26 protein-coding genes are annotated in these 25112 nt (G+C 70.1%); 6 read left to right on the forward strand and 20 right to left on the reverse strand.

The genetic code is table 11. The annotated features are described in order from the left end of the window. Positions 1-117: 117 nt before the first annotated feature. Both G3I65_RS36020 and G3I65_RS36025 read right to left on the reverse strand, forming a co-directional pair. The gene (locus G3I65_RS36020; protein WP_203612613.1) at positions 118-498 is read right to left on the reverse strand and encodes a hypothetical protein; all 381 of its coding nucleotides are present in this window, start codon (positions 496-498) and stop codon (positions 118-120) included. Between the two features lie 16 nt (positions 499-514). Then, a complete protein-coding gene (locus G3I65_RS36025) occupies positions 515-1693 on the reverse strand; it encodes an RtcB family protein (protein ID WP_160700056.1) in 1179 nt (392 codons plus the stop codon). 97 nt (positions 1694-1790) lie between these two features. On the opposite strand from G3I65_RS36025, the gene G3I65_RS36030 reads away from it, so the two are divergent. Beyond that, positions 1791-2774: a DUF4034 domain-containing protein gene (locus G3I65_RS36030; RefSeq protein WP_160700057.1), complete on the forward strand. Its 984-nt coding sequence runs from the start codon at positions 1791-1793 to the stop codon at positions 2772-2774. Positions 2775-2790: 16 nt separating this feature from the next. Here the strand turns inward: G3I65_RS36030 and G3I65_RS36035 are convergent, their stop codons facing one another. Both G3I65_RS36035 and G3I65_RS36040 read right to left on the reverse strand, forming a co-directional pair. Further along, entirely contained in the window at positions 2791-3828 is a 1038-nt protein-coding gene (locus tag G3I65_RS36035; RefSeq protein WP_160700058.1) for an aspartate-semialdehyde dehydrogenase, read from the reverse strand. Then, on the reverse strand, positions 3828-5093 hold the full coding sequence (locus G3I65_RS36040) for an aspartate kinase (RefSeq protein ID WP_160700059.1): 1266 nt from the start codon (positions 5091-5093) through the stop codon (positions 3828-3830). Before G3I65_RS36040 ends, G3I65_RS36035 begins: the two co-directional genes overlap by 1 nt. A gap of 228 nt (positions 5094-5321) precedes the next feature. Here G3I65_RS36040 and G3I65_RS36045 point away from each other — a divergent pair, with 228 nt between their 5' ends. Then, entirely contained in the window at positions 5322-5912 is a 591-nt protein-coding gene (locus tag G3I65_RS36045; protein WP_309235895.1) for a nitroreductase family protein, read from the forward strand. Here G3I65_RS36045 and G3I65_RS36050 read toward each other — a convergent pair. After that, positions 5909-6607 (reverse strand): helix-hairpin-helix domain-containing protein, encoded by a 699-nt coding sequence (locus tag G3I65_RS36050; protein WP_166641004.1) that lies wholly within the window; start codon positions 6605-6607, stop codon positions 5909-5911. The two genes, G3I65_RS36045 and G3I65_RS36050, sit on opposite strands and share 4 nt — an antisense overlap. Positions 6608-6690: 83 nt before the next feature. After that, complete coding sequence (locus G3I65_RS36055; protein ID WP_160700060.1) at positions 6691-7059, reverse strand: hypothetical protein; 369 nt, start codon at positions 7057-7059, stop codon at positions 6691-6693. 218 nt (positions 7060-7277) lie between these two features. Between G3I65_RS36055 and leuA the strand changes: the two genes are divergently transcribed. Beyond that, complete coding sequence (leuA, locus tag G3I65_RS36060) at positions 7278-9038, forward strand: 2-isopropylmalate synthase (RefSeq protein WP_163046811.1); 1761 nt, start codon at positions 7278-7280, stop codon at positions 9036-9038. Positions 9039-9124: 86 nt separating this feature from the next. Here the strand turns inward: leuA and G3I65_RS36065 are convergent, their stop codons facing one another. Then, positions 9125-9727, reverse strand: coding sequence for a peroxiredoxin-like family protein (locus G3I65_RS36065; protein WP_160700061.1), 603 nt, complete (start codon positions 9725-9727; stop codon positions 9125-9127). A 59-nt stretch (positions 9728-9786) separates the two neighbouring features. Here G3I65_RS36065 and G3I65_RS36070 point away from each other — a divergent pair, with 59 nt between their 5' ends. Continuing rightward, entirely contained in the window at positions 9787-10389 is a 603-nt protein-coding gene (locus G3I65_RS36070) for a TetR/AcrR family transcriptional regulator (RefSeq protein WP_160700062.1), read from the forward strand. Here G3I65_RS36070 and G3I65_RS36075 read toward each other — a convergent pair. Then, positions 10379-11284: a LysR family transcriptional regulator gene (locus G3I65_RS36075; protein ID WP_160700063.1), complete on the reverse strand. Its 906-nt coding sequence runs from the start codon at positions 11282-11284 to the stop codon at positions 10379-10381. The genes G3I65_RS36070 and G3I65_RS36075 overlap by 11 nt on opposite strands. An 86-nt stretch (positions 11285-11370) precedes the next feature. Here G3I65_RS36075 and G3I65_RS36080 point away from each other — a divergent pair, with 86 nt between their 5' ends. Then, a complete protein-coding gene (locus G3I65_RS36080) occupies positions 11371-12267 on the forward strand; it encodes an EamA family transporter (RefSeq protein WP_160700064.1) in 897 nt (298 codons plus the stop codon). Here the strand turns inward: G3I65_RS36080 and G3I65_RS36085 are convergent. The 3 genes from G3I65_RS36085 to G3I65_RS36095 all read right to left on the reverse strand — a co-directional run bounded on the left by G3I65_RS36085 (position 12264) and on the right by G3I65_RS36095 (position 14601). Further along, positions 12264-12911: a DedA family protein gene (locus G3I65_RS36085; RefSeq protein ID WP_086863562.1), complete on the reverse strand. Its 648-nt coding sequence runs from the start codon at positions 12909-12911 to the stop codon at positions 12264-12266. The genes G3I65_RS36080 and G3I65_RS36085 overlap by 4 nt on opposite strands. Positions 12912-13072: 161 nt before the next feature. Continuing rightward, the gene (locus tag G3I65_RS36090; protein WP_160700065.1) at positions 13073-14254 is read right to left on the reverse strand and encodes an RNA polymerase sigma factor; all 1182 of its coding nucleotides are present in this window, start codon (positions 14252-14254) and stop codon (positions 13073-13075) included. Next, positions 14251-14601, reverse strand: a complete 351-nt coding sequence (locus tag G3I65_RS36095; RefSeq protein WP_375336750.1) for a YciI family protein — start codon at positions 14599-14601, stop codon at positions 14251-14253. Before G3I65_RS36095 ends, G3I65_RS36090 begins: the two co-directional genes overlap by 4 nt. A gap of 95 nt (positions 14602-14696) precedes the next feature. Between G3I65_RS36095 and G3I65_RS36100 the strand changes: the two genes are divergently transcribed. Beyond that, positions 14697-15128: a nuclear transport factor 2 family protein gene (locus G3I65_RS36100; RefSeq protein ID WP_160700067.1), complete on the forward strand. Its 432-nt coding sequence runs from the start codon at positions 14697-14699 to the stop codon at positions 15126-15128. Positions 15129-15196: 68 nt separating this feature from the next. Here G3I65_RS36100 and G3I65_RS36105 read toward each other — a convergent pair whose 3' ends face one another. From G3I65_RS36105 to G3I65_RS36145, 9 genes are all read right to left on the reverse strand, one after another. Then, positions 15197-16309: an ABC transporter ATP-binding protein gene (locus G3I65_RS36105; protein ID WP_160700068.1), complete on the reverse strand. Its 1113-nt coding sequence runs from the start codon at positions 16307-16309 to the stop codon at positions 15197-15199. Continuing rightward, positions 16306-17301, reverse strand: coding sequence for an ABC transporter ATP-binding protein (locus tag G3I65_RS36110; RefSeq protein WP_160700069.1), 996 nt, complete (start codon positions 17299-17301; stop codon positions 16306-16308). Before G3I65_RS36110 ends, G3I65_RS36105 begins: the two co-directional genes overlap by 4 nt. Positions 17302-17307: 6 nt before the next feature. Next, entirely contained in the window at positions 17308-18237 is a 930-nt protein-coding gene (locus G3I65_RS36115; RefSeq protein ID WP_125308372.1) for an ABC transporter permease, read from the reverse strand. Then, positions 18234-19235, reverse strand: coding sequence for an ABC transporter permease (locus G3I65_RS36120; protein WP_160700070.1), 1002 nt, complete (start codon positions 19233-19235; stop codon positions 18234-18236). The genes G3I65_RS36115 and G3I65_RS36120 overlap by 4 nt, the downstream gene beginning before the upstream one ends. An 87-nt stretch (positions 19236-19322) precedes the next feature. Further along, positions 19323-20999, reverse strand: coding sequence for an ABC transporter substrate-binding protein (locus G3I65_RS36125; protein WP_166641005.1), 1677 nt, complete (start codon positions 20997-20999; stop codon positions 19323-19325). 318 nt (positions 21000-21317) lie between these two features. After that, positions 21318-21854 (reverse strand): uridine kinase, encoded by a 537-nt coding sequence (locus G3I65_RS36130; RefSeq protein WP_160700082.1) that lies wholly within the window; start codon positions 21852-21854, stop codon positions 21318-21320. Between the two features lie 4 nt (positions 21855-21858). Then, entirely contained in the window at positions 21859-22293 is a 435-nt protein-coding gene (locus G3I65_RS36135; RefSeq protein ID WP_160700071.1) for a DUF2304 domain-containing protein, read from the reverse strand. A 13-nt stretch (positions 22294-22306) separates the two neighbouring features. After that, complete coding sequence (locus G3I65_RS36140) at positions 22307-23008, reverse strand: glycosyltransferase family 2 protein (protein WP_160700083.1); 702 nt, start codon at positions 23006-23008, stop codon at positions 22307-22309. 59 nt (positions 23009-23067) lie between these two features. Continuing rightward, entirely contained in the window at positions 23068-25035 is a 1968-nt protein-coding gene (locus G3I65_RS36145) for a DUF6541 family protein (protein ID WP_160700072.1), read from the reverse strand. Positions 25036-25112: the final 77 nt, after the last annotated feature.

Here is a 25112-nt window from a genome sequence, read left to right on the forward strand (position 1 = left end):
GCCGGCCTCGGCGGCCTGCTGATCGCGGCGGCCGGCCTGCTCCACCGCCATTCCCGCACGCCGGAACCGGCCGCCGACCCGGTCCCGGCGCTGGCCGCCACCGGCGGCGAGTGACCGTCAGCCGCAGGCGGCGCGGAGGGCGTCGAGCTTCTTGACGTTGCGCTGGACCCACTGGGCCACGACGCCGGCGTCCTCGATGCGTTCCTTCTGCACCTCGACGTACGAGCCGGCCATGCCGAGCAGCGCGTTCTTGACGTCCTGGTCCTGGACGTTCGCCGCCAGCTCGCGCAGCCGCTTCTCCTTGTCCGCGGCGCGCGCCTTGAGCTTGTCCGGGTCGACCAGCGGGTTCAGGTCCGCCAGCCCGAGCGCCTCCGTGCACGCGCTCACCTTGTCGGCGGTCTTCGACCCCTGGTCGACCGCGTCGCTGACCTGGTCGCACCCGCTCAGCAGCAGTGCGGCCCCGGCCAGCAGCGCGGCCGTCGTTCCACCCCTCGTCATGGCGCCAAGGTACCGGTCAGCCCTTGACGCAGACCACCTGCTTGAGGTGCGCCACGACCTCGACCAGGTCCGTCTGCGCCCGGATCACCGAATCGATGTCCTTGTACGCCGCCGGGATCTCGTCGACGACGCCGGAGTCCTTGCGGCACTCGACGCCGGCAGTCTGCGCCGCGAGGTCGTCCGCGGTGAACAGCTTCTTGGCCTTGTTGCGCGACATCCGGCGGCCGGCGCCGTGCGACGCCGACTGGAACGAGGACTCGTTCCCGAGCCCGCGGACGATGTACGAACCGGTCCCCATGCTGCCCGGGATGATCCCGAGGTCACCCGATCCGGCACGGATCGCGCCCTTGCGGGTGACCAGCAGCTCGACACCGTCGTACGTCTCCTCCGAAACGTAGTTGTGGTGGCAGGAGATGGCGTCGTCGAACGTCGTCTGCGGGACGACGTCCTTCAGCGCCTGCTTCACCAGCGCGACCATCGTGGCGCGGTTGCGCGCCGCGTAGTCCTGCGCCCAGAACAGGTCGCGCCGGTACGCCTGCATCTCCGGCGTGCCCGCGACGAACACGGCGAGGTCCCGGTCCGGCAGGTCGGCGTTGTGCGGCAGCTTCCGCGCGACCGCCATGTGCCGCTCGGCCAGCTCCTTGCCGATGTTGCGCGAACCCGAGTGCAGCATCAGCCAGACCCGGCCGTCGTCGTCGAGGCAGACCTCGATGAAGTGGTTCCCGCCCCCGAGGCTCCCGATCTGCCGCGCGGCCCGGTCGTGCAGCTCCTGGACGCCGCTGTGCAGCTCGCCGAAGCCCTTCCAGAATGTGTCCCAGCCGCCGACGCCGTGCACCTTCGCGGGGTTGACGGGCGTCTTGTGCAGCCCGAACCCGACCGGCACGGCGCTTTCGATCCGGCGGCGCAGCTTCCCGAGGTCGTCGGGCAGGTCGGCGGCGCTCAGCGACGTCCGGACGGCGCTCATCCCGCACCCGATGTCCACCCCGACGGCGGCGGGCGAGACGGCGTCGCGCATCGCGATGACGCTGCCGACGGTCGCCCCCTTGCCGTAGTGCACGTCGGGCATCACGGCGACGCCGTGCACCCACGGCAGGTTGGCGACGTTGTGCAGCTGCCGCATGGCCTGCTCTTCGACCGACGCGGGGTCGGCCCACATCCGGATCGGGACGCGGGCGCCGTCGACGGCGGTGTACATGATTTCCTCCCCATGACTTGCTTGCGGGGCTTAGGATCCCCCGTGACGACGATTCGGACAAGGCGATTTCCGATCGTCCACTGTGGAGGAAACGCACATGGGACTGCTGCCCGGCCCGGGCGCCGCCGCCCGGGGGATGGTCCCCGACACCGGACTGACGGCCGATCCGCGGTTCGACGACCCCGGCCTCGCCGCCGCGGTCTCGGCGGCCCTCGCCGGCGACTGGCACCCCGCCGCCGCTCTCGTCGCCTCGCTCCACGGTGACTGGGACCGGCGCACCGCCGTCGTCGACGCCCTCGCCACCACCGCCACCACCGAGCGGCAGTGGTTGCGGGACTGGCTCGCGGCCCGCGATGGCGATCCGGACGCCACCGTCGTGCAGGCGCAGACGTTCGTGGCACTGGCTTGGCAGCGGCGGGGCTCGGCGTGGGGCCGGCACACCAGCCGCCAGCAGTTCGGGCCTTTCTTCCAGTTCCTGGAACACGCCGCGGACACCGCGTGGAAGGCGGCCGAACTCGCCGAAGCGGATCCGACGCCGTGGGCGACCCTCGTCTCCGTCGCCACCGGGCTCGGTGTCCGGTACCAGCCCTTCGACGGGATCTGGACGGGCCTCATCGTCCGCGCACCCGCCCACCGGCCCGGTCACGAGCGCGCCCTGCGCTACTGGTGCCCGAAGTGGCACGGCACCGAAGAGCGCCTGCTCGACTTCGCGACCGGGGCCGCGGCCATGGCCCCGTCGCTGACGCCGCTGCCCTTGCGGGCGGCCTTCGAGATGGCCATGGAAGGCACCCCGATCTGGCGCAGCCGCTACGTCCAGGAGGCCCTCGACACGGCCTTGCCCTGGCTCGACGGCGAAGGCGCCGACCACCCGAGCGCGAGGGAAGACCGCGGTTACGCCATCTACGCGCTGCACCACAACGGCCGCCACGACGAGGCCGTCGCCCAGTTCCGGAAGCTCGGCGGCCACGCCGGCGGGTACGTCTGGAACTTCACCACCGACGTCACCCGTGCCGCCGATCCCGTGAAGCAGTTCGCGGCCCTGCGCGCGAAGACGTGCCGTCACGCGTCCCGGGACGCGTGACGGCAATCGCGCGTCGTCACTGCTGGGCGATCAGCTCCGCGATCTGCACCGCGTTGAGCGCCGCGCCCTTGCGCAGGTTGTCGTTAGAGATGAACAGCGCCAGCCCGCGGCCGTCCTCGATGCCCTGGTCGACGCGGATGCGGCCGACGTAGCTCGGGTCGTTGCCGGCCGCCTGCAGCGGGGTCGGGACCTCCGAGAGCTCGACGCCCGGCGCGTGCGTCAGCAGCTCGGTCGCGCGCGCCACGCTCAGCGGCTGCGCGAACTCCGCGTTCACCGAGATCGAGTGCCCCGAGAACACCGGCACCCGCACGCAGGTGCACGAAACGCCGAGCCCCGGAATGCTGAGGATCTTGCGGCTCTCGTTGCGGAACTTCTTCTCTTCGTCCGTCTCGAACTCGCCGTCGTCCACAATGGACCCGGCCATCGGGAGGACGTTGAACGCGATCGGGCGGACGTACTTCTCCGGCTTCGGGAACTCGATCGCCGCGCCGTCGTGGGTCAGCAGCGACGCGTGCTCGGCGGCGGCCTTGACCTGGCCCGCCAGCTCGTCGACGCCGGCCAGCCCGCTGCCGGACACCGCCTGGTAGGTCGACGCGACCAGGCGGACCAGCCCGGCCTCGTCGTGCAGCGGCTTCAGCACCGGCATCGCGGCCATGGTGGTGCAGTTGGGGTTCGCGATGATCCCCTTGCGCGCCTCCTTGATCGCCTGCGGGTTGACCTCGCTGACGACCAGCGGCACGTCCGGGTCCATCCGGAACGCCGAGGAGTTGTCGATCACCGTCACGCCCGCCTCGGCGAACCGCGGCGCCTGCGCCTTCGACGTCGAGCCGCCAGCGGAGAACAGCGCGATGTCCAAACCGGACGGATCCGCCGTCGACGCGTCCTCGATCGTGATTTCGGTGTCGCGCCAAGGCAGCTTGGAACCCGCCGAGCGCGACGAAGCGAAGTACCGGAGCTCGGCGATCGGGAACTCCCGCTCCGCCAGCAGCTTGCGCATCACCGCGCCGACCTGACCGGTCGCGCCGACCACCCCGACCCGCAACCCTTCGGACATCAGCGACCACTCCCCGCGTAGACGACGGCTTCTTCGTCGCCGCCGAGTTCGAACGCCTCGTGGATCGCGCGCACGGCGTCGTCGAGCTGCGCGTCCCGGATCAGCACCGAGATGCGGATCTCCGAGGTGTTGATGATTTCGATGTTGACGCCCGAATTGGCCAGCGCCTCGCAGAACGTCGCCGTGACACCCGGGTGCGAGCGCATCCCGGCGCCGACCAGCGAGACCTTGCCGACGTGGTCGTCGTAGAGGACGGACTCGAAGCCGATCTCCGCCTTGACCTTCTCCAGTTCCTTGACCGCCTTGGCGCCGTTGGCCTTCGACAGCGTGAAGGTGATGTCGGTGCGGCCGGAGACGGTGCTGGACACGTTCTGCAGCACCATGTCGATGTCGATCTCGGCGTCGGCGATCACGCGGAAGATCCGGGCCGCGGCACCGGTGTGGTCCGGCACCCCGGTGACCGTGATCTTGGCTTCGGACCGGTCGTGCGCCACACCGGTGATCAGGGCTTGTTCCACGGGGATCTCCTCGATAGAACCGGTCACCGTCGTGCCCGGCTTGTCACTGTAGGAAGAGCGGACTCGGATCGGCACGCCGTAGCGGCGCGCGTACTCGACCGAACGCAGGTGCAGGATCTTCGAGCCGCTGGCGGCGAGCTCCAGCATCTCCTCGTACGGGATGGTGTCGAGCTTCCGGGCGTCCGGCACGATCCGCGGGTCGGCCGAATACACACCGTCCACATCGGAATAGATCTCGCAGACGTCGGCGTTGAGCGCGGCGGCCAGGGCGACGGCGGTGGTGTCCGAGCCGCCGCGGCCGAGCGTCGTGATGTCCTTGGTGTCCTGCGCGACCCCCTGGAAGCCCGCCACGAGCGCGACGTACCCCTGCTCGAGGGCTTCGGTGACGCGGCTGGGCGTGACGTCGATGATGCGCGCGTTCCCGTGCACCGACGTCGTGACGACGCCGGCCTGCGAACCGGTGAACGACCACGCTTCGGCGCCCTGCGCCGAGATGGCCATGGCCACCAGCGAGTTCGAGATGCGCTCACCGGCCGTGAGCAGCATGTCCATCTCGCGCTCCGGCGGCGCCGGGTTGACCTGCTGCGCCAGGTCGAGCAGCTCGTCGGTGGTGTCACCCATCGCCGAGCAGACCACCACGACGTCGTTGCCCGCCTTCTTGGTGGCGACGATCCGCTCGGCGACGCGCTTGATCCGGTCGGCACTTTCCAGCGACGATCCGCCGTACTTCTGGACCACGAGGGCCACGCCCGAACCTCCTCGCGGGCCGGGCGGCTCCCTGGTGGGCACCGGAGAGCCCCCGCGTCCCATGATTTGCAGTGGAGCCTACCGGGGCTTGGACGGCCCGCCACCCTCTTGACGTGGGGCGCACCCTTCGCGCGGGTCACTCGGAAGTAAATCTTCCGCAACACCAACGAAATGCGCGGAGCCCTTCCTCCCGAGTGATGCACAGCACTCGTGGGTAGGGTCTGGATCGTGCGAAAGCCAGCTGTGACGAGCGTCCCGATCGCGACCCTGATGGCCGAACGGTGGAGCCCGCGGGCGTTGGACGCGTCTTTTCCGGTGACCGAGGACCAGGTCCGGGCCCTGCTGGAGGCGGCCCGCTGGGCCCCGTCGTTCGGCAACACCCAGCCGGCCCGCTACCTGGTGGGCGTCCGCGGGACCTCGGCGTTCGACGCGATCCTGTCGACGTTGAACTCGGGCAACCAGGCGTGGGCGCACCGGGCGAGCCTGCTGCTGATCGGCGTGATGGTGACGACGAACGAGAAGGGTTCGGTGCCGTACGCGGAGTACGGGCTCGGGCTGGCGTCGGAGAACCTCGTGCTGCAGGCGGTGGAGCTGGGGTTGGTGGCGCACCAGATGGCGGGGTTTTCGGCGGACGCGGTCCGGTCGGCGTTCTCGTTGCCGGACGACGCCGTCCCGAAGGTGGCGATCGCGGTGGGGTCGCCGGCCGCGCCGGAGGTGCTCGAGGAGGACTGGCGGATCGAGCGTGAGAAGGCGGACCGGGTGCGGCTGCCGCTGGCGGAGTTCGCGTTCACGGACTCCTGGGGCAAGCCGGCGCTCTAGCGTGGCAGCACGACGGCCCGGTCCCGCACCCGGTCCCAGGCGGCGACGGGCACGGTGGTGAAGACGTCTTCGACGGCGGCGAACCCGCCGGCCGCGACCCGGACCTCGACGATCCCCTCGGCCGTGGTGGGGTCAAGCCCGCACGCCGCGGCGATCACGTCGGCCGGCGCGTTGTTGAGGTCGACCAGGCCGCCGTCGTCGTAGTTCCGCGGCAGGTCGGGCCGGCCGATCCGGAGGTCGCGCGCGATGAGGGGGTCGCTGAGGGCCAGCTTCCTGGCCTCGGCCCGGCGTTCCCGCGCGGCGAGCGCGGCAGTGAGCGCCGGGTCGGGTCCGGTGCCGCGCGCGCCCGGGGCCAGGATCTGCCGCCGCAGCTTGGCCTGCATGACGCAGCCGACCGCGACGACCACGAGGCCCGTGATCGTGGCGATCGTGGTCAGCAGTTTGCCGGTGGTGGTCACCGTCTTGCCCGCGGCGTCGGTCGGCGACAGCGAAAGCAGCACGATCATCAGGACCGCGATGGCGCCGAATACGACCGCACGGACGTGGAGCGCCTTCCGGCCGAGGCGGATGCCGGCGTGCACGAACGGAACCCAGGCGAACAGCCCGAAGGACCCGATCGTGACGACGAAGTACCACAGGCTCACGACGCGCGCGACCGCGCTCGGCTTCACCACTGCGTGCGGTGGAACGGACATGATCAGCACTCCTTCCGGCGTGCTGAAGTCGATCGGCGGCGACCGCGCGTTACGAGGCCGCTCCGATCGTGATCACCGCGAGGTCAGGAAGCCCCGCCCACGCGGCGGATGATCTTCGCCAGGATGCCCGACACCACGAGCCAGAAGACCGCGGCGATGCCGTAGTTCACCAGGACGCGCAGCTTCTCGTCACTCGGCGTGAACAGGTCGCTGAACCCCAGCGCCAGGCTGTCCGCCCAGGACTTCACGAACGAGACGATGCCGTTGTCCGGGTTGGCCGAGCCGACCGTGAAGATCACGTGGATCACCAGGAACGCGGCGAAGACCAGACCCACCCAGCGGACGATCGACGCCGCCACCGACGCCACCCGGCCCCGGGTGCGGCGCCAGTCGACGGGAGCTCGGCGGGAGACCTTGGTCTCCTCCGACGACGACTCTGCGTGCTCAGCCATGTCCGCAGTTTCGCACGGCGACCGTCCTGTGGCTACCCACAGGTAACCCCTGGAAGGGGCTGCCCGGCTTCCCTCGGGCGGCGTTCCGTGGTTATGGTGGAGCCGTGGCGCGTGCTCTCCTGCTTCGCTGCCGCGACGGGGCCTGACCGGACCGGCTCCCCGTCGCGGGGCTTCGTGGTGCCGGTCGCACCCGTCGAGCTGGAGACACCCTCAAACCCATGAGCAAGATCCGCAAGCCCTCTCGTCCCGCGCCCGCTGACCAGCCCGCCTGGAACACCCAGCGCGGCACGTCCATGCCGGTCCACCGCTACCGCCCCTGGTACGACATGGTCGAGAACATCGACCTGCCCGACCGCACCTGGCCCGCCAAGCGCATCGAGCGCGCGCCGCTGTGGTGCGCCGTCGACCTGCGGGACGGCAACCAGGCCCTGATCGACCCGATGTCGCCCGCGCGCAAGCGCAAGTTCTTCGACCTGCTGGTCCGCATGGGCTACAAGGAGATCGAGGTCGGCTTCCCGGCCGCGTCGCAGACGGACTTCGACTTCGTCCGCGAAATCATCGAAGAAGGCGCCATCCCGGACGACGTCAGCATCCAGGTGCTGACCCAGTGCCGCCCGGAGCTGATCGAGCGGACGTTCCAGTCGCTCGAAGGCGCGCCGCGGGCGATCGTCCACATCTACAACTCGACGTCGATCCTGCAGCGCCGCGTGGTCTTCCGCGAGGAGCGCGAAGGCATCAAGAAGATCGCGACGCAGGCCGCCGAAATGGTCGTCGAGCTGGCCGACAAGCAGCCCGACACCGACTTCCGGTTCCAGTACTCGCCGGAGTCCTACACCGGCACCGAGCTGTCGTACGCGCTCGAGGTCTGCGACGCCGTCACCGAGATCTGGCAGCCGACGCCGGAGAAGCCGGTGATCCTGAACCTGCCGGCGACCGTCGAGATGGCGACGCCGAACGTCTACGCCGACTCGATCGAGTGGATGAGCCGCAACCTGGCCCGCCGCGACTCGGTGATCCTGTCGCTGCACCCGCACAACGACCGCGGCACCGGCATCGCCGCGGCCGAGCTGGGCTTCCAGGCCGGCGCCGACCGGATCGAAGGCTGCCTGTTCGGCAACGGCGAGCGCACCGGCAACGTCGACCTGGTCGCGCTGGGCATGAACCTCTACAGCCAGGGCATCGACCCGCAGATCGACTTCTCCGACATGGACGAGATCAAGCGGACGGTCGAGTACTGCAACCAGCTGCCGGTACCCGAGCGCTCGCCGTGGGGCGGAGACCTGGTGTTCACCGCCTTCTCCGGCAGCCACCAGGACGCGATCAACAAGGGTCTCGACGCGCTGAAGGACGCCGCCGACAAGCAGGGCGTGCCGGTCGAGGAGTACCCGTGGGAGGTCCCGTACCTGCCGATCGACCCGAAGGACGTCGGCCGCACGTACGAGGCCGTCATCCGGGTGAACTCGCAGTCCGGCAAGGGCGGCGTCGCCTACATCATGAAGGCCGAGCACCAGCTCGACCTGCCGCGGCGCCTGCAGATCGAGTTCTCGAAGGTGATCCAGCGCCACACCGACACCGCGGGCGGCGAGGTCGACCCGACGACGATGTGGAACGCGTTCTCGGCCGAGTACCTGGAGCTGAAGACGCCGCTGGAGCTGGTCCGCCAGCACGTCCGCGACAACGGCGACGGCGAGTACGACATCACCGCGACCGTCCGCGTGGAGGGTGACGAGCACGAGGTCACCGGCCGTGGCAACGGCCCGATCGCGGCGTTCTTCGACGCGCTGTCCACCGTGGGCTTCGACCTGCGCCTGCTGGACTACAGCGAGCACACGCTCTCGCCGGGCGACGACGCGCGCGCCGCGTCGTACATCGAGTGCGCGATCTCGGACCGGGTGTTCTGGGGCATCGGCGTCGACCCGTCGATCGTGACGGCCTCGCTGCGCGCGGTCGTGTCGGCGGTGAACCGCGCCAACCGCTAGCCGGTCGCGCTGGTCGTGAGTGTTTGGTCGGGTTAGAACCCGACCAAACACTCACGACCACGCCGGCTTCAGCGTGAACCGGTCCGCTAGAGCGCTTTGAGGATGTCCGCCGGCTCGGTCCGCGTGACGAAGTCCGGGTGGACGTCGACGAAGCGGAGCACCCGGTCCTGGTCGGCCACGACCACCGCCGGGTGGACCAGGTCCCAGGTGCCGTTGACCTGCTCGAGGTTCGTGCCGAGCGTCTCCATGGCCTCGCGCACCGGCGCCGACACCGGGTAGCTAAGCCCGAGCCCGCGCGCGACCGTGCTCCCGACGTCCGAAAGCACCGGGAACCCCAGGTCGGGCACCGTGCCGTCCGGCTTCTGGGGGCTGATCGCCGCCAGGGTCGCGCCGCGCTTTTCCAGCTCCGGCAGCAGTTCCTGCTGATACGTCCGCAGCGTCAGGTTGCAGTACGGGCACCACTGGCCGCGGTAGAACACGAGCACCGCCGGGCCCTCCTCGACCAGCGCCGCCAGCTTCACCGGCGTCCCATCGGCGCTGGGCAGCTCGAAGTCGTCGATCTTGGCGCCCACCTCGGCGAACGCCGTCGCGGCGCGGCGCCGGTCCGCGTCGAGGACCTCGGCGATCTCCGGCGGCAGGGCGGCGCGGAGCTGGTCGTTCAGCCCGTTCAGGGCGGTTTCGAGCGTCATGGATCCCCCTAGCTAGTTGTACTGATCGGTACAGTGCGCCGAACTGTACTATTCAGTACATGGAGGCGCAAGCGGCTTCGACCCCACGCGGCAAGCGGACGCGGGACGCGATCGTCGACGCGGCGGCGGGACTGATGTACGTCGACGGCGTCGCGGGCACGAGCGTCGACAAGGTGCTCGCCGCGAGCGGGGCCGGGAAATCGCAGATGTACCACTACTTCAAGAACAAGGAGCAGCTGGTCGGGGCCGTGATCGACCGGTACCTCGAGCAGATCCTCGGCAACCAGCCGGCGATCTTCGCGCTGGCCTCGTGGGCCGACCTCGAGACGTGGACCGAGCAGCTGCTGGACGTCCACCGCCGCGCGGGCGGGCCGATCGCCTGCCCGCTGGGCAACCTCGCCGGCGAGGTCGGCGACAACCCGAAGCTCGCGCCGCTGGTCGACCAGGCCTACCGGACGTGGGAGTCCCACCTGGAGCGCGGGCTGAAAACGTTGCAGGACAACGGGGAGCTGGCCGCGGACGCCGATCCGGCGCGGCTGGCGCAGGCGGCGATGACGTCCGTCCAAGGTGGACTGCTGCTCGCGCACATCCGGCACGACCTCACGGCGTTGCAGGACGCGCTTGGCATCGCGTTGACCTACCTGCGCGGCTTCAAGCGGTGAGCTGAGCGACCTCCGCGGCCAGCTCCTCGATCACCTTGGCCACGGCGGGGCGCTGCAGCGCGCCGGTCCGGCACACCGCCTCGACCAGCCGCGCCGCGCGGATCCCGGCCAGCGGCCTGCTGACCAGGCCGCTGCCGCGGCGCGTGTCGATCGTGTAGCGCGGCACCAGCGCGATGCCGTGGCCGGCCGCGACCAGCCGTTCGGTGATGCGGAAGTCGTTGATCCGCTGGACGACGACCGGGCGCACGCCGGTGCGGATGGTCAGCGAGCGCAGCACGTCGTCCACCGGGAAGCCGTGGTCGACGCCGATCCAGCGTTCGTCGGCCAGCTCCGCCAGGTCGACGCGCCGCTTGGCTGCCAGCCGGTGCCCGACCGGCAGCGCGACGTCGAGCGGCTCGCGCAGCAGCGGCACGACGTCCAGGCGGTCGTGGTCGAACTCCGGCGCGTGCTCGTCGCGGTGCGCCACGACGACGTCGTAGTCCGCGACCAGGCCCGGCACCTCGGGTGGCGTCATGTCGACGTCCCGGACGTCGACCTCCAGGCCGTCGTAGCCGGCGACGCGGGTCAGCAGCCCTGGCAGCAGCATCAGCCCGGCCGACTGGAAGATCGCCAGCCGCACCCGCCCGCGCGGCGCGCTGCGGTAGGTGTCCAATTCGGACTCCGCCCGTTCCAAAGCGGCCAGCACCTCGTCGGCGCGGGCGACCAGCGCGCGGCCGGCGTCGGTCAGCCGCAGCCCGCGCCCGGCCGGCTCGGTGAGCGGCAGGCCGACCTCGCCCTGCAGTGCGCGCAACTGCTGCGAAACGGCCGACGGCGTGCAGTGCAACGCCCGCGCGGCCGCCGTCACGCTGCCGCGGTCGGCGAACTCGCGCAGTGTGCGCAGGCGACCCAGATCCACGGGCCCAGCATATGTGAAGCGGCGCTACAAGGTTCCTGCAGATATTCTCGCTGGTCCTTCACGGTGGTCGTTGCGAAAGTGGACGCATGCCCGCTCGTGACCGTCTGCTCGCCGTGCTCGTCGCCGTCCTCTGGGGACTCAACTTCCTCGCCATCCACGCCACGCTCGGCCAGTTCCCACCGGTGTTCGCGGGCGCGCTGCGGTTCGCCGTCATCGCTGTGCCGACGATCCTGTTCGTGCCGTGGCCGAAGGTGAAGGTGCGCTACCTGCTCGGCTACGGCCTCGGCTTCGGCACCGGGCAGTTCGCGTTCCTGTTCATCGCGATGGACACCGGGATGCCGACCGGGCTCGCGTCGCTGGTGCTGCAGGCGTCGGCGCCGTTCACGGTGCTGCTCGGCGCCGTCTTCCTGCGCGAACGCGTCACGCCGCACCAGCTGGCCGGCATCGCGCTGGCCGTCGCCGGGATGGTCGCGATCGCGTGGCAGCAGTCCGGGCACGCCGCCCTGCTGCCGATGGTGCTGACCCTCCTGGGCGCGCTGAGCTGGGCGTTCGGCAACCTGAGCACGCGCCGGGCCGAGCCGGACAACCCGCTGCACTTCACGCTGTGGATGTCGGTGGTGCCACCGCTGCCGATGTTCGCGCTGTCACTCGTCATGGAGGGCCCGGCCGCGCAGTGGCACTCGCTGGCGACGCTCGGCACCCCGACCGGCCTGACCGCGCTCGGCGGCCTGACCTACGTCGTGCTGATCGGCACCGTCGTCGGCTCGGGCCTGTGGACGACGCTGATGCGGCGCAACCCGGCCGGCGTCGTGTCGCCGTTCTCGCTGCTGGTGCCGGTGGTCGGGCTGTCGGCGTCGTTCGTCTTCCTCGGCGAGCGGCCGACCGCGCTGGAGATCGGCGCGGCCGCCGTCGTGATCACCGGGGTGCTGCTGGGCTCGCTGCGGTTCACGCGCAAGCCCGAGCCGGAGCTGGTGGCTGTTTAGGCCGCCGTCTCCTCCTGCTTCGGGGTCTCTTCTTCGCCCTCGTGGTTGCGGCCGAGGCGCTTCTTCATGACGAAGAAGACGATGATGCCGATGACGACCGCGGCGACCAGGCCGAACTTGGAGAACCGGCCGAGCCACTCTTCGGCGACGACGCCGAGGTAGTAGACGAGCACGGTGGTGCCGCCGGCCCAGACGATGCCGCCGGCCGCGTTCGCCAGCAGGAACTTCGGGTAGTGCATGCGCAGCGACCCGGCCAGCGGGCCGGCGAGGATGCGCAGGAACGCGATGAAGCGGCCGAGGAAGACGGCCCACACGCCGCGCTTGTCGAAGATGCGTTCGGCGTTGGCGAGGTGCGTCGGGCCGAAGTGCTTCGGGAATTTCCGGCCGGCCCAGGCGAACAACCGCTGGCCACCGGTTTTCCCGATGAAGTACCCGATGCTGTCGCCGATGATGGCGCCGGCGCTGGCCAGGACCGCGATCCAGAGCGGGCTCAGCGTGTCGTGAGTCGAAGCCAGCAAAGCCGCGCTGACCAGCACGATTTCGCCGGGGAGCGGGATGCCGAGGCTCTCGATCATGATCACCGCGCCGACGATCAGGTACACCGAGAGCGGCGGGATCGCCTCCAGCCATTGGTCGATGTGCACTGTTCGTACCCCCTGGTACTCCGGAATCTGCTTTCCGCAGGGTACCGGGGGCGAGGCACCTCGGGCGGCCTACTCAGGTATTGCCCGGGGTACTCCTTTGGTCGGGGGTCCACAGGGTTGTCCACAGGGTTCACCCCCATGTGGACAACTCGGGGAACGGCTCAGCCACCACCCAAAGCAGCTGCCCGGGACCGCAGGTACCCCTGCTCCGGCACGCTCAACGTCCGCCCCGCCGCGGCCAGGTACGCCTCCCGCGCCCCCGCGACGTCCCCCGACAGCTCCAGCAGGTGCCCCCGTACCGCGTCGACCCGGTGGTGCGAAGCCAACGCCGGATCCGAGGCCGCCGAAGCCAGCTCGGCCAGGCCGGCGGCAGGCCCGGACACCTGCGCCAACGCCACCACCCGGTTCAACGTCACCATCGGTCCCGGCGCCACCACCCGCAGCAGGTCGTACAACGTCAGGATCTGCGCCCAATCCGTCGCCTCCGCCGACGACGCCTCCGCGTGCACCGCCGCGATCGCCGCCTGGAGCTGGTACGGGCCGACCGGCGACGACGACAACGCGTCCGTGATGAGCGAAACCCCCTCCGCGATGGCCGCCCGGTCCCACAGCGACCGGTCCTGCTCGGCCAGCGGCACCAGCTCCCCCGACGCCGACACGCGCGCCGGGCGGCGGGCGTCCGTCAGGAGCATCAACGCCAGCAGCCCCGTCACCTCGCCGTCCGCGGGGAGCGACGAGCGCAGCTGCCGGGTGAGGCGGATCGCTTCCGCCGTCAGCTCGACGCGGTTCACCTCGGCGCCGGAGCTGGCCGTGTGGCCCTCCGTGAAGATCAGGTACAGCACCTCGAGCACCTGGGCCGTCGAGTCCGAAGCGACGAACCGCTCGCCGCGCAGTGACCGCTTCGCGCGGCTGATGCGCTGGCCGATCGTGGGCTCCGGGACCAGGAACGCCCGGGCGATCTCCGCCGTCGTCAGGCCGCCGACCGCGCGCAACGTCAGCGCCACCTGCGACGGCCGGGACAGCGACGGGTGGCAGCAGAGCGACAGCAGCGTCAACGTGTCGTCGACGCCGACCGGCTCCGCGTCCGGGGGTTCGGCCAGTGCCACCGCCTCTTCCCGGCGATGCCGGGCCGTCTCGCTGCGCAGCTGCTCGATGCGGCGGCGGGAAGCCGCGGTGATCAGCCAGGCCTTCGGGTTGTCCGGCAGCCCGGACGACGGCCACTGCTGGGACGCCGCCAGCAGCGCCTCCTGGACCGCGTCCTCGCACGCGTCGAAGTCGCCGTAGCGGCGGACCAGCGCCGAGAGGACCTGTGGGGCCAGCGAGCGCAGGAGCTCGGTGTTCACCCGATCCCCATCACCGGCCGGACCTCCACCACCCCGAACGCCGCCTCCGGGACGCGGGCGGCGATCTCGGTCGCCCGTTCGAGGCTCTCGCAGTCCAGCAGGTAGAAGCCGGCGAGGAACTCCTTGGCCTCGGCGAACGGGCCGTCGGTCGTCAGGACGCCGCTCTCGCCGACGCGGACCTGCGTCGTCTCCTCCGGGTACGCCAGCCGCTCGGACACGATGCGCTCGCCGGACGCGTCGAGGTCGGCGTTGAGCTGCCGGTAGTACGCGAGCCCGGCCGCGCGCTGCTCCTCGGTCATGCCCGCCCACGCCGCGCGGGATTCGGGGTTTCCGTAGATCAACACCACGTACTTCAAAACTTCCTCCCGCTGGATGTCGAAATCCGCGCGGCGGCGTCTACGTCCCCATCGAAAGGCAGGCACCACCACCTCAGGAGGATGGCATGACCGAGCACGACGACAAGCTGATTCGCGAACTCGTGGCCGCCCGCGCCAAGGCGATGACCGAGCGTGACGCCGAGGCGCTCGCCGCGCAGTGCGTGCCGGAGCTGCTCGCGTACACCCTGGCCCCGCCGCTCGCCCACCACGGCGAAGACGTCGAGGCGCGCAAGGCCTGGTTCGCGAGCTTCGACGGCCCGATCGAGTACGAGGTCCGCGACCTGGAAGTCACCGTCGGCGGCGACGTCGCCTTCTGCCACTCCCTCACCCGGCTGTCGACGACGCCGAAGGGGATGCCGCAGAAGTTCGAGCTGTGGTTCCGCTCGACGACGGGCTTCCGCCGGGAGGACGGCGAGTGGCGGATCAGCCACGTCCACGACTCGACGCCGTTCTACATGGACGGCACGATGAGCGCCGCCCTCGACCTCAAGCCCTGACGCGTCGCTTTCACGTGAAAGTGACGTGGAGGCGGCACCTCCGGGTCACTTTCACGTGAAAGCTCCGGTCAGAGGATTTCGGCGGAGGTGCCGATGTCCGGCGGGCCCAGGTCGGGGTTCAGGGCCCCGGTGAGCTCGATCAGTTCCGGCTCCACCTCGTGCGGCTGGATGCGCCCGTCGCGGATGTCCTCCGCGTAGTGGCACGCCACCCGGTGCCCGCCGCCGATCTCGCGCAGCTGCGGGCGTTCGGTGTCGCACAGGCTCGCCTGCCGCCACGGGCACCGCGTGTGGAAGCGGCAGCCCGACGGCGGGTTGGCGGGCGAGGGCAGGTCACCGGCGAGCAGGATCTGCTCACGGGTGTCCTCGACCTGCGGGTCCGGCACCGGGATGGCCGACAGCAGCGCCCGCGTGTACGGGTGCAGCGGCTCGCGGTACAGCGAGTCCGCGTCGGTCTCCTCGACCAGCGCGCCCAGGTACATCACGCCGATGCGGTCGGAGATGTGCCGCACCACCGCGAGGTCGTGCGCGATTACCAGGTACGTCAGCCCGAGCTGATCCTGCAGGTCCTCCAGCAGGTTCACCACCTGGGCCTGCACCGAAACGTCCAGTGCGGACACCGGCTCGTCGGCGACGATCAGGTCCGGCTCCACGGCCAGCGCCCGCGCGATGCCGATGCGCTGGCGCTGCCCGCCCGAGAACTCGTGCGGGTACTTCCGCAGCGCCGTCTCCGGCAGGCCGACCGCGGACAGCAGCTGGCGCAGCCGCTGCTGCGTCGCTTCCTTGTCCTTGTCGAGCCCGTGCGCGCGCATCCCTTCCAGCAGAATGGATTCCACCGACTGGCGGGGGTCCAAACTGGACAGCGGGTCCTGGAAGATCATCTGCATCCGGCGCCGGGCCTTCCGCAGTTCCTCGCCCTTCAGGGCCGCGACGTCGGTGCCGTCGAAGACGACGTGGCCGTCGGTCGGCTCGTTGAGCCGCAGGATCGCACGGCCGAGCGTGGACTTGCCGCAGCCGGATTCGCCCACCAGGCCGTAGGTTTCGCCGCGGCGGATGGCCAGGTCGACGCCGTCGACCGCGTACACGTGCCCGACCGTCCGGTCGATCACGATGCCGCGCTTGATCGGGAAGTGCACCTTGAGGTCGGTGACCTCGAGCAGCACGTCACCAGCAGGACGGGTCATCGGGTTCCTCCTCCCGCCGCGACCGGCGGCCGCACGGGGTTGTGACAGCGCAGCAGCCCGCCGCGGTCGGGGACCAGCTGCGGCTGGACCTCGCGGCACGCGGGCACCGCGTTGGGGCAGCGCGGCGCGAACGCGCACCCGTGCTCCCACGGGATGTTGTCGGCCACCGAACCCCGGATGGGGACCAGCTTCTCGCCGCGGCCCGCGTCCAGGCGCGGGATCGAGGCGAGCAGGCCGTGCGTGTACGGGTGCCGCGGCTCGGCGAACAGCTGGTGCCGCTGCGCGCGCTCGACGATCTTGCCGCCGTAGAGCACGTTGACCTCGTCGCAGAGCCCGGCGACGACGCCGAGGTCGTGCGTGATCATGATCAGCGCGGTGCCGGTGTCCTGCACCAGTTCCCGCAGCAGCGCCAGGATCTGCGCCTGGATGGTGACGTCCAGCGCGGTGGTCGGCTCGTCGGCGATGAGCAGCCGCGGCCGGCACGCCAGCGCGATCGCGATCAGCGCGCGCTGCCGCATCCCGCCGGAAAGCTGGTGCGGGTACTCGGAAAGCCGCCGCGACGGGTCGGGGATGCCGACCTTGTCGAGCAGGTCCACCGCTTCCACGGACGCCGCCTTGCGCGACATCCCGCGGTGGCGCTCCAGCACCTCGGTGATCTGCAGCCCGATCGGGATGACCGGGTTCAGCGAGGACAGCGGGTCCTGGAACACCATGCCGAGGTCGCGGCCGCGGCGGTCGCGCATGTCCTTGTCGGACAGCGTGAGCAGGTCGGTGCCTTCGAAGCGCACCGAGCCGCTGACCTGGTTGCCGCGGCGGGCGAGCAGCCGCATGATCGCCAGCGACGTCACGGACTTGCCACAGCCGGACTCGCCGACCAGGCCGACCGTCTGGCCCGGCTCGACGTCGAAGCTGACCCCGTCCACCGCGGTGAACGGCTTCTCGCCCCGGCGCTGGAACACGACCGAAAGGTCGCGGACTTCAAGGAGTGCCATGGGTTCTCACCGCCTGTTCTTCGGATCGAGGGCTTCGCGGAGGGACTCGCCGAGCAGCGTGAACCCGAGCGCGACCACGATGATCGCGATGGCCGGGTAGTACGCGAGCTCCGGGCGGATGTCGAGGAACTGGCGCGCGGCCTTGCCGAGCATCAGCCCCCACTCCGCCCGCGACGGGTCCGGGTCGCCCAGACCGAGGAACGACAGCGCCGCGGCCTCGAGGATGGCGGTCGCCAGCGTCAGCGTCGCCTGCACGATGACCGGGCCGAGCGAGTTCGGCAGCATGTGCCGGAACACGATCGTCCCGCGCTTCACGCCCAGCGACGTCGCCGCCAGCACGTGGTCGGCGTCGCGCTGGGCCAGCATGGACCCGCGCAGCAGCCGGGCGAAGATCGGCACGCCGACCATCGACACGGCCAGGATGACCGTCCACTGGCTCGGCTTCGCGAACAGCGCCGCGATCGAGATGGCCAGCAGCAGCGACGGGAACGACAGCATGACGTCGACCAGTCGCATGAGGACGGTGTCGACCCAGCCGCCGAACGCGCCCGCGACGCCGCCGATGATGACGCCGAGCAGCACGCCGATCAGCGTGGCGAGCACGCCGACGATCAGCGTCTGCTGGGCACCGACGATCAGCCGGGACAGGAAGTCGCGGCCGAAGTCGTCGACGCCGAGCGGGTAGCCGGGCATCGAGCCGGGGATGATGCCCCGGCCGAGCTGCACCTGGTCCTGCATCGCGCGGTCGAGCGGGTCCTTGGGCGCGAGCAGCGGCGCGAAGATCGCCAGGAGGAAGAACAGGCCGGTGATGACCCCGCCGGTGATCGCGACCGGGCTGCGCAGCATGCGGCGGAACGCTTCGCCGCCGATGCTGTGCCCGCTCGCCGCGGCGAGCTTGTCGATCGGTTCCTTCTTCTTGTTGAGCAGAGTGTTCATCGCACACGCACCCTCGGGTCGATGATCCCGTACGAGATGTCGACCAGCATGTTCACCAGGACGTAGACCACGGCCCCGAACAGCAGCAGCGCCTGCAGCCGCGGATAGTCACGCCGCTCGATGCCTTCGGCCAGGAGGAACCCGAGGCCGCGGAAGTTGAACACCCGCTCGGTCAGCACCGCGCCGCCGAGCAGCGCGCCGGTCTGCAGGCCGATGGTGGTGACCACCGGGAGCAGGCCGTTGCGCAGCACGTGCCGGCGGCGGACCACCGGCTGCGTGAGGCCCTTCGAGTTGGCCGTGCGGATGAAGTCCTCGTTGAGCACCTCGAGCACCGACGCGCGGGTGATCCGGGTGATCACCGCGAGCGGGATGGTGGCCAGCGCGAACGCGGGGAGGATCAGGTGCCGGATGGCGTCCCAGACCGCGTCCCACTCGCTGGTCATGATGCCGTCGAGGATGGCGAAGTTCGTGATGGCCGTGGCGTCGAGCCCGGTCGTCTGCCTGCCCTGCGACGGCAGCCCCAGCGGGGAGGCCAGCAGGTCCTGCATCATGTAGCCGAGGAAGAACACCGGCACCGCGACGCCGATCAGGCTGAGCAGGATGACACCGTTGTCAACGGGCCCGCCGCGGTAGCGCGCCGAAAGGTAGCCCGCGGGGATGCCGATGACGACCGCGATGAGCATGGCCGTGAAGCCGAGCTCGATGGTCGCGGGGAGGAACGTGGTGATCTCGCCCATGACGGGCTGGGTCGAGACCAGGGAGTTGCCGAAGTCGCCGGTGAAGGCGCGGCCGAGGAACCCGAAGTACTGCAGGATGATCGGCTGATCGAGCCCGAGTACGTGGTTGAGGTCGGCGATCTTCTCGGGCGTTGCCTTGTCACCCAGCAGCGCGGCTGCGGGACCGCCGGGCAGGGAACGCAACCAAGCGAAGACCAGGATGGACAGGATGAGGAGCGTCGGGATCGCTTGTAGCAGCCGACGCACGAGAAAACGGAGCACGTGCAGTCCTTTGTCGCCAGCCCGGGATCAGGCGCAAGGGGTGGGCGCGGTAGCACCCACCCCTTGCCTTTGGCTGAAATCCAGCAATCAGCTCACGGTCACGGTGTTGAAGCGCTCATCGGTGAGCGGGCTCGCCACCAGACCCTTGACCTTCGGGCCGACCACGATGGCCGGCGTCGGGTACGCGATCGGGACCGCCGGGAGGAAGTCCATGATCTTCTTGTTCACTTCCTGGTACGCCTTGGCGTGCGCGTCGCCGGCGGGCGAAGCGTCCGCGGCGGCGAGGGCCGAGAAGAGCTCGGGGTTGTTGAAGCCGAACTCCTTCTTCTCGCGGCCGAAGAACGTGCCGACGAAGTTGCCGGCGTCGTTGTAGTCACCGGTCCAGCCGAGCAGGTGCAGGTCCTGCTTGCCGAACTTCTGCACGTCGTCCTTGTAGCCACCGTTCCACGGCTCGGCGTGGGCCTCGATGTTGATGCCGATCTTCTTCAGGTCCTCGGAGATCGCCGTGAAGGTGTCCGCCGGGTTCGGCATGTACGGACGGCTGACCTCGGTCGGGTAGTAGAACTTCAGCGTCATGCCCTCGGCACCGGCCGCCTTCAGCAGGTCCTTGGCCTTCTGCTGGTCGTACGGGTACTTGGTGACGTCGTCGGTGTAGCCCGAGATGACCTTCGGGACGAACTCGGTCGCGACCTCGGAACCCTCGGCCAGCTTGGACTTCACGAACTGCTCGCGGTTGATGCCGTAGGCCAGTGCCTGGCGGACCCGCGGGTCCTTCAGCTTCGCCGCGTTCGGGCCGGACTGGTTGATGCCCAGGTACAGCACGTTGAACGACGGGCGGATGAGGACCTGCTCGCCGTCGTTGCGCAGCAGGCCGTAGTCCGCCGGGTTCGGGTAGTCGTAGCCGTTGATGTCGCCGGCCTTCAGCGCCTGCTTGCGGGCGTTCTCGTCCGGGATGACCTTGAAGATCAGCTTGTCGAGCTTCGCCGGGGTCGGGCTGCTGTCGTTGCGCACCAGGGTGATCTCACCCTTGCCCTGGTCCCAGCTCTCGAACTTGAACGGGCCGGTGCCGACCGGGTGCTTGTTCGCATACTCGCTGTAGGTGAACGAGTCGCCGCTCTGGGTGACCGTGTCGCCGTTGTACTGCTTGATCGCCGTCGGGCTCTGGATGGCGAACGACGGGAGGGTGAACGCCGCCGGGAACGCGCCCTTGGCCTTGTTCAGGTTGAGGACCGCGGTCCCCGGGTCCTTCGCCTCGCAGCTCTTGTAGACCGGGTCGCCGCCCGCGTCGCCCTCGTTCTTGGCGAAGCCCTCGAAGACGTCGCCGTAGTAGATCATCTGGCTCTGGGCGGCCGCGCCCTTCATGTTGAACCAGCGGTCGAAGTTGGCGCAGACCGCCGTCGCGTCCATCGCGGTGCCGTCGGAGAACTTGACGCCCGACTTGAGGGTGAACGTCCAGGTCTTGCCCTCGTTGCTCGACTCCCACTTCTCGGCGAGGGAGGGTTCGAGGTCAGCGGTGCCCGGCTTGTTCTGGATCAGCGTGTCGAAGATCTGCCGCGTGATGCGGAAGGTCTCGCCCTCGTCGTTGAACGCGGGGTCGAACAGCTTCGGGTTGCCGGCCGCACCGAAGATCATCGTGCCCCCGGTACCACCCCCGGCGCCTTCTTCACGCTTGGATTCCGCACAGGCGGACAGCGAAACCGCGAGCGCGCCGGCGAGCCCGATCAGGGCCACGCGGCGTGTTCGGGTCAGCCGCAATTGCTGCATCTGGCACCCCTTGGGAGATGTTTCGGGTTCAAAGTCACCGTCCGGTCGGTCAGGAACTCGACGGACGATCGGTGTGCCCGCCGACACTAGCGGGAACTCGGCCCGCACTTAAGCACGTGAGGTTACGATCGCGCTACGTGGGCGTCGATTTGACCGCAATGTGTCCGTAAATCACGACAGAATGTGACCGTTTGCGCGTTACGGCTGCACCCGGTACCGGATCACTAACTCAGATGGCGGTACCTATGTTAGTCCGGTCGTGGTGGCGTCCTGGATCGATCCGGGTCGTTCGGACACGCTGGGTGACCGGTCCGTTCCCTACGAAAGTCGGGTCCCGGCCGCGGCGGGGGTGCCGTCGACGGCGAACCAGCCGCGCTCGAACCGTTGCCAGCGCCCCAAATCGGCCCGTGCGCCCGCTCCGTCCCGGTTGACGGCCCGGTCCAGCCGCGCGCTTTCCGAGCCGCCGGAGACCCAGCAGAGGTGCGAAAGCAGGGTTCTTGCCGAAGCCCGGCCGCTCGAGACGCCTTCCAGCACCAGCACGTCCGGCACGCTCACCCGGACGAGCTCACCCGGGCGGGGAACCCCCGTGGTCCAGTCCATGCGCCGGTAAGCGCCCGGAACGCCTTCGGCCAGCGGCCGCAGGACGCCGTCGGCGAGCCGCGGCCACCACGCGACCGGGTCGTCCCAGGTGGCGAAGGCGTCGGTGCTGATCAGCTCGGTGCGGCAGCCGCGGGCGCGCAGCTCGTCGACGACCCGGGCGGCCAGCGTCGACTTCCCGGCCCCGGACGGCCCGTCGATGGCGAGCACGCGGACCCGGCCCAGCCGGGCCGGAGCGGCCAGCAGGGCTTCGACCAGGGCGTCACTTGCTGACGCGCTCGACCTCCGGAAGCCCTTTGACGTCGTCGGGAGCCGACACGCGGGCCTCGAGCCCGGCGATCCGCTGCTCCAGGTCGCGCCGGGTGTCCTCCAGCTCGCAGCGCAGCAGCGCGATCTCCTCGACCGACGTGCGCACCTCTTCCTCGAGGTGCCCGACCTCGGTGGACAGGTGCAGCGACACGAGCGCCAGCACGACGCCGGCCAGGAGGAAGACGAAGTTGGACGGGGTTTCCACCCCGGTCAGCTTGGCCAGGAAATCCGCGGCCGACGGGACCACGGCCAAGACGACGACGCCGATGGAGACGATCAGCCACACACCCGCGTACTTCTCGCGGAGCTTGCGCCGCCGCATCATCTCGATGACGACGAAGAGCACCAAGCATGCGATGACGATGCTGAGGATGCGCCAACCGACCATCTTCGGTAGCTCCTTATGCCGAGTCTGAGGAGTCGACGGCCGGGCGGCGGCGGACCAGCGCGAGCAGCAGCGCGAGGCCGGCGCGGCCCAGGTAGACGGCCGACTTGACGGGCGAGTGGCTGGGCGTGCCGCCCGCGCGCTCGCGCATGATGACCGGGATCTCCTTGATGGTCAGCTTGGCCCGGATGGCCATGACCAGCGACTCCACCGTGTCGCCCAGGTACTCCGCCGGGTAGTAGCCGGCGAACAGCCGGATCGCCTTCGGGCCCATCGCCTTGAACCCCGACGTGACGTCGGTGAGCTTGGTCTTCGCCAGCCGCGAGAACACCAGCGACAGCACGACCATCGCGTACTTGCGCGGCCCGCTGGCCTTGTAGGCGCCCTTGCCTGCGAACCGGGAGCCGATCACGATGTCCGCGTCGTCCAGGCCGCGCAGCAGCGCGTCGAGCTCGTCCGGGTCGTGCTGGCCGTCCGCGTCCACCTGCACGACGACGTCGTAGCCGCGGGCGGCGGCGTACCGGAAGCCGGTGCGCATCGCGCCGCCGACCCCGAGGTTCACCGCGAGCCGGGCCACCTCGGCGCCGGCCGCGCGGGCCAGCTGCGCGGTGTCGTCCACCGAGCCGTCGTCGACGACCAGCAGATCGCCGTCCGGCAATGCCCGCTTGACCTGCGCGATGACCGAAGCGACGCTCGCCGATTCGTTGAGCGCGGGCATCACGATGAGCACCCGGCGGCTGGTCACGGAGGTGGTGGACACGCGATCACTTTAGCCTTTCACTGCCCGTTACCGGCCGCGGACCCGGGCGCGGCGCCGGCCGTGACGACGCCCTGCTGGCCCTCGATCTCGTAGATCTTCGCGCCCGCGTTGCGGTACACCAGCTTGAAGCCGGGGCTGCTGTCGAGGTGCTGGAGACCGACGTCGTTCTGCGTCGTCGGGGTCACCTTGCCTGCCCCGACGAAGGCGTAGCGGACCTTCAGGTCGGTGAGCAGCTCGCGCACCTTCGGGTACTTCTCGACGTCGTTGGCGAAGACGCTCAGGTAGCCCGCGTCGGTGTCGAACTCGGCGCCGTAGAAGTTCCACTGCGTCGGCATCACGCCGGCCAGCGCGTACATCCAGACCGAGCCGTCGGCCTTGTCGTTCAGCACGCGCTCGCCCGGCGCGGTGTGCTGCGCGAGCCAGGTGAACGCCGCCTCTTCGTCCTTGCTGACCGTCGGGCCGCCGCTGTAGTTCAGCTGCAGGCGGGCGGCGTTGCGGCCGATGTAGCCGCCGCGGCTCAGCCCGCCGACGACCAGCGCGAGCACCAGGACGCCGACCAGGGTGAGCGTGGCGGGCTTGAGGTTCGGCAGGCGCGGGGCGACCTTCTCGGCGAACCAGCCGGACGCCGTGTGCACGAACTCGCCGAACGCGACGCAGCCCGCCAGCGGCACCAGGGCCGCGACCCGCCAGTTGTCGTTGTAGAACGGGCTGCTCAGCGTGTGGATCAGGTCGGTCTCGAGCGAGACGGTCGCGGCGAACAGCCCGCCGAGCACGACGTACGCGCCGACCATCCACAGCATCCGGCGGTGCTTGACCAGCAGGAAGACGCCGATGATCGCGGGGATGCCGATCCACCACTGCGGGAACGCGGCCATCGGCGAGAACGTGATCGTCTCGCCGACCGCGCCGGTCACGGTCGCTTCGGACGCCCAGTACGCGCTGGTCACGCCGCCGGCGTTGTACAGCGACGGGAGCACCACCGGGATGCCGAGCGCGGCGGCCAGCACGACGGTCGCGACCAGCGACGGCAGCGAGCGGCGCCAGGTGATCGCCTCGAAGCGGAACACCACCGCGGCGAGGATCAGCAGGAAGTAGACGATGACGACGAAAACGACGCTGGTGTGCAGGCCGGCGAGGCCGGCGACGCCGACGCCGATGGCGACCGGGCCGGCGATCGCGCGGGGCTCCAGCAGGTGCCGGGCGACCGCGAGCATGGCCGGGATCAGGGCGACGCCGGCGACGAACGGCCACAGCGGGCCGCGCCACAGCGAGTCGTACGGGAAGACCGAGAAGCAGGCCGACACCGCGGCCGCCGAGGCCGCCCCGATCGGGGGCATCCGCCAGGCGTGGCACATCGCGGCGACGCCGAGCGGCACGGTCAGCACGACCGCGAGCGCCGCCAGGTTCAGCGTCGGCATGATCGTCAGGCCGCCCTTGCCGAAGACCAGGGCGAGCAGCGCGTGGTAGGTGTCCGGGTAGAAGTAGTGCGTCTCGTTCGGCAGGTTGGCGATCGTGCCGACGGTCGAGGGCCGGGCGTCGCCGTGCTCGGCGATCCAGCGGACCAGGTTCGCGTGGAACGGCGCGTCCCAGCCCTGCTGGACGTTGCCGATGTTCCGGATGCCGCGGAGGAACGTGACGGTGCCGATGCCGACGCCGGCGAGGACGCCGAGGCCGATCAGGACGTGGTCGCGGACGCTGCGCTCGGGCCGCTCGGGCTCCTCCCAGTCCGGGTGGCGGCGGCGCGTGTAGCGGGTCACGGCGAAGGCCAGCGCGAACCCGATGGCCGACAGCACGAGCGTCCACAGCGCGACGTTCAGCAGCGACCAGCGGATGCCGAAGCGGCCGAGCACCGGGATGCCGATGGCGACGAGGCCGAACGTGAGCATCGGCGCGGCGGCGGCCAGCGTCCAGCCGCGCAGCCGGATCGCGGCACCGAACACCAGACCCGGCAACCAGAACGCGAGCAAAACGAGTAGCACGTTCATCGAATTCGCAGTCCAAACCTTACCGGCGTTTCACGCCGTTTCCCGTCCCCACCGGCGGGTTCGCATCGCACCTTACT

It is taken from the genome of Amycolatopsis sp. SID8362, assembly GCF_010550475.1.
In the GTDB taxonomy this organism is placed as follows: Bacteria; Actinomycetota; Actinomycetes; order Mycobacteriales; family Pseudonocardiaceae; genus Amycolatopsis; species Amycolatopsis eburnea.

Coding starts and splice junctions, on each gene's coding strand:
- G3I65_RS36020 (WP_203612613.1), bottom strand. CDS start 498: ATGACGAGGGGTGGAACGACGGCCGCGCTGCTGGCCGGGGCCGCACTG.
- G3I65_RS36025 (WP_160700056.1), bottom strand. CDS start 1,693: ATGTACACCGCCGTCGACGGCGCCCGCGTCCCGATCCGGATGTGGGCC.
- G3I65_RS36030 (WP_160700057.1), top strand. CDS start 1,791: ATGGGACTGCTGCCCGGCCCGGGCGCCGCCGCCCGGGGGATGGTCCCC.
- G3I65_RS36035 (WP_160700058.1), bottom strand. CDS start 3,828: ATGTCCGAAGGGTTGCGGGTCGGGGTGGTCGGCGCGACCGGTCAGGTC.
- G3I65_RS36050 (WP_166641004.1), bottom strand. CDS start 6,607: ATGTCCGTTCCACCGCACGCAGTGGTGAAGCCGAGCGCGGTCGCGCGC.
- G3I65_RS36055 (WP_160700060.1), bottom strand. CDS start 7,059: ATGGCTGAGCACGCAGAGTCGTCGTCGGAGGAGACCAAGGTCTCCCGC.
- leuA (WP_163046811.1), top strand. CDS start 7,278: ATGAGCAAGATCCGCAAGCCCTCTCGTCCCGCGCCCGCTGACCAGCCC.
- G3I65_RS36065 (WP_160700061.1), bottom strand. CDS start 9,727: ATGACGCTCGAAACCGCCCTGAACGGGCTGAACGACCAGCTCCGCGCC.
- G3I65_RS36070 (WP_160700062.1), top strand. CDS start 9,787: ATGGAGGCGCAAGCGGCTTCGACCCCACGCGGCAAGCGGACGCGGGAC.
- G3I65_RS36080 (WP_160700064.1), top strand. CDS start 11,371: ATGCCCGCTCGTGACCGTCTGCTCGCCGTGCTCGTCGCCGTCCTCTGG.
- G3I65_RS36100 (WP_160700067.1), top strand. CDS start 14,697: ATGACCGAGCACGACGACAAGCTGATTCGCGAACTCGTGGCCGCCCGC.
- G3I65_RS36105 (WP_160700068.1), bottom strand. CDS start 16,309: ATGACCCGTCCTGCTGGTGACGTGCTGCTCGAGGTCACCGACCTCAAG.
- G3I65_RS36110 (WP_160700069.1), bottom strand. CDS start 17,301: ATGGCACTCCTTGAAGTCCGCGACCTTTCGGTCGTGTTCCAGCGCCGG.
- G3I65_RS36115 (WP_125308372.1), bottom strand. CDS start 18,237: ATGAACACTCTGCTCAACAAGAAGAAGGAACCGATCGACAAGCTCGCC.
- G3I65_RS36125 (WP_166641005.1), bottom strand. CDS start 20,999: ATGCAGCAATTGCGGCTGACCCGAACACGCCGCGTGGCCCTGATCGGG.
- G3I65_RS36135 (WP_160700071.1), bottom strand. CDS start 22,293: ATGGTCGGTTGGCGCATCCTCAGCATCGTCATCGCATGCTTGGTGCTC.
- G3I65_RS36140 (WP_160700083.1), bottom strand. CDS start 23,008: ATGCCCGCGCTCAACGAATCGGCGAGCGTCGCTTCGGTCATCGCGCAG.
- G3I65_RS36145 (WP_160700072.1), bottom strand. CDS start 25,035: ATGAACGTGCTACTCGTTTTGCTCGCGTTCTGGTTGCCGGGTCTGGTG.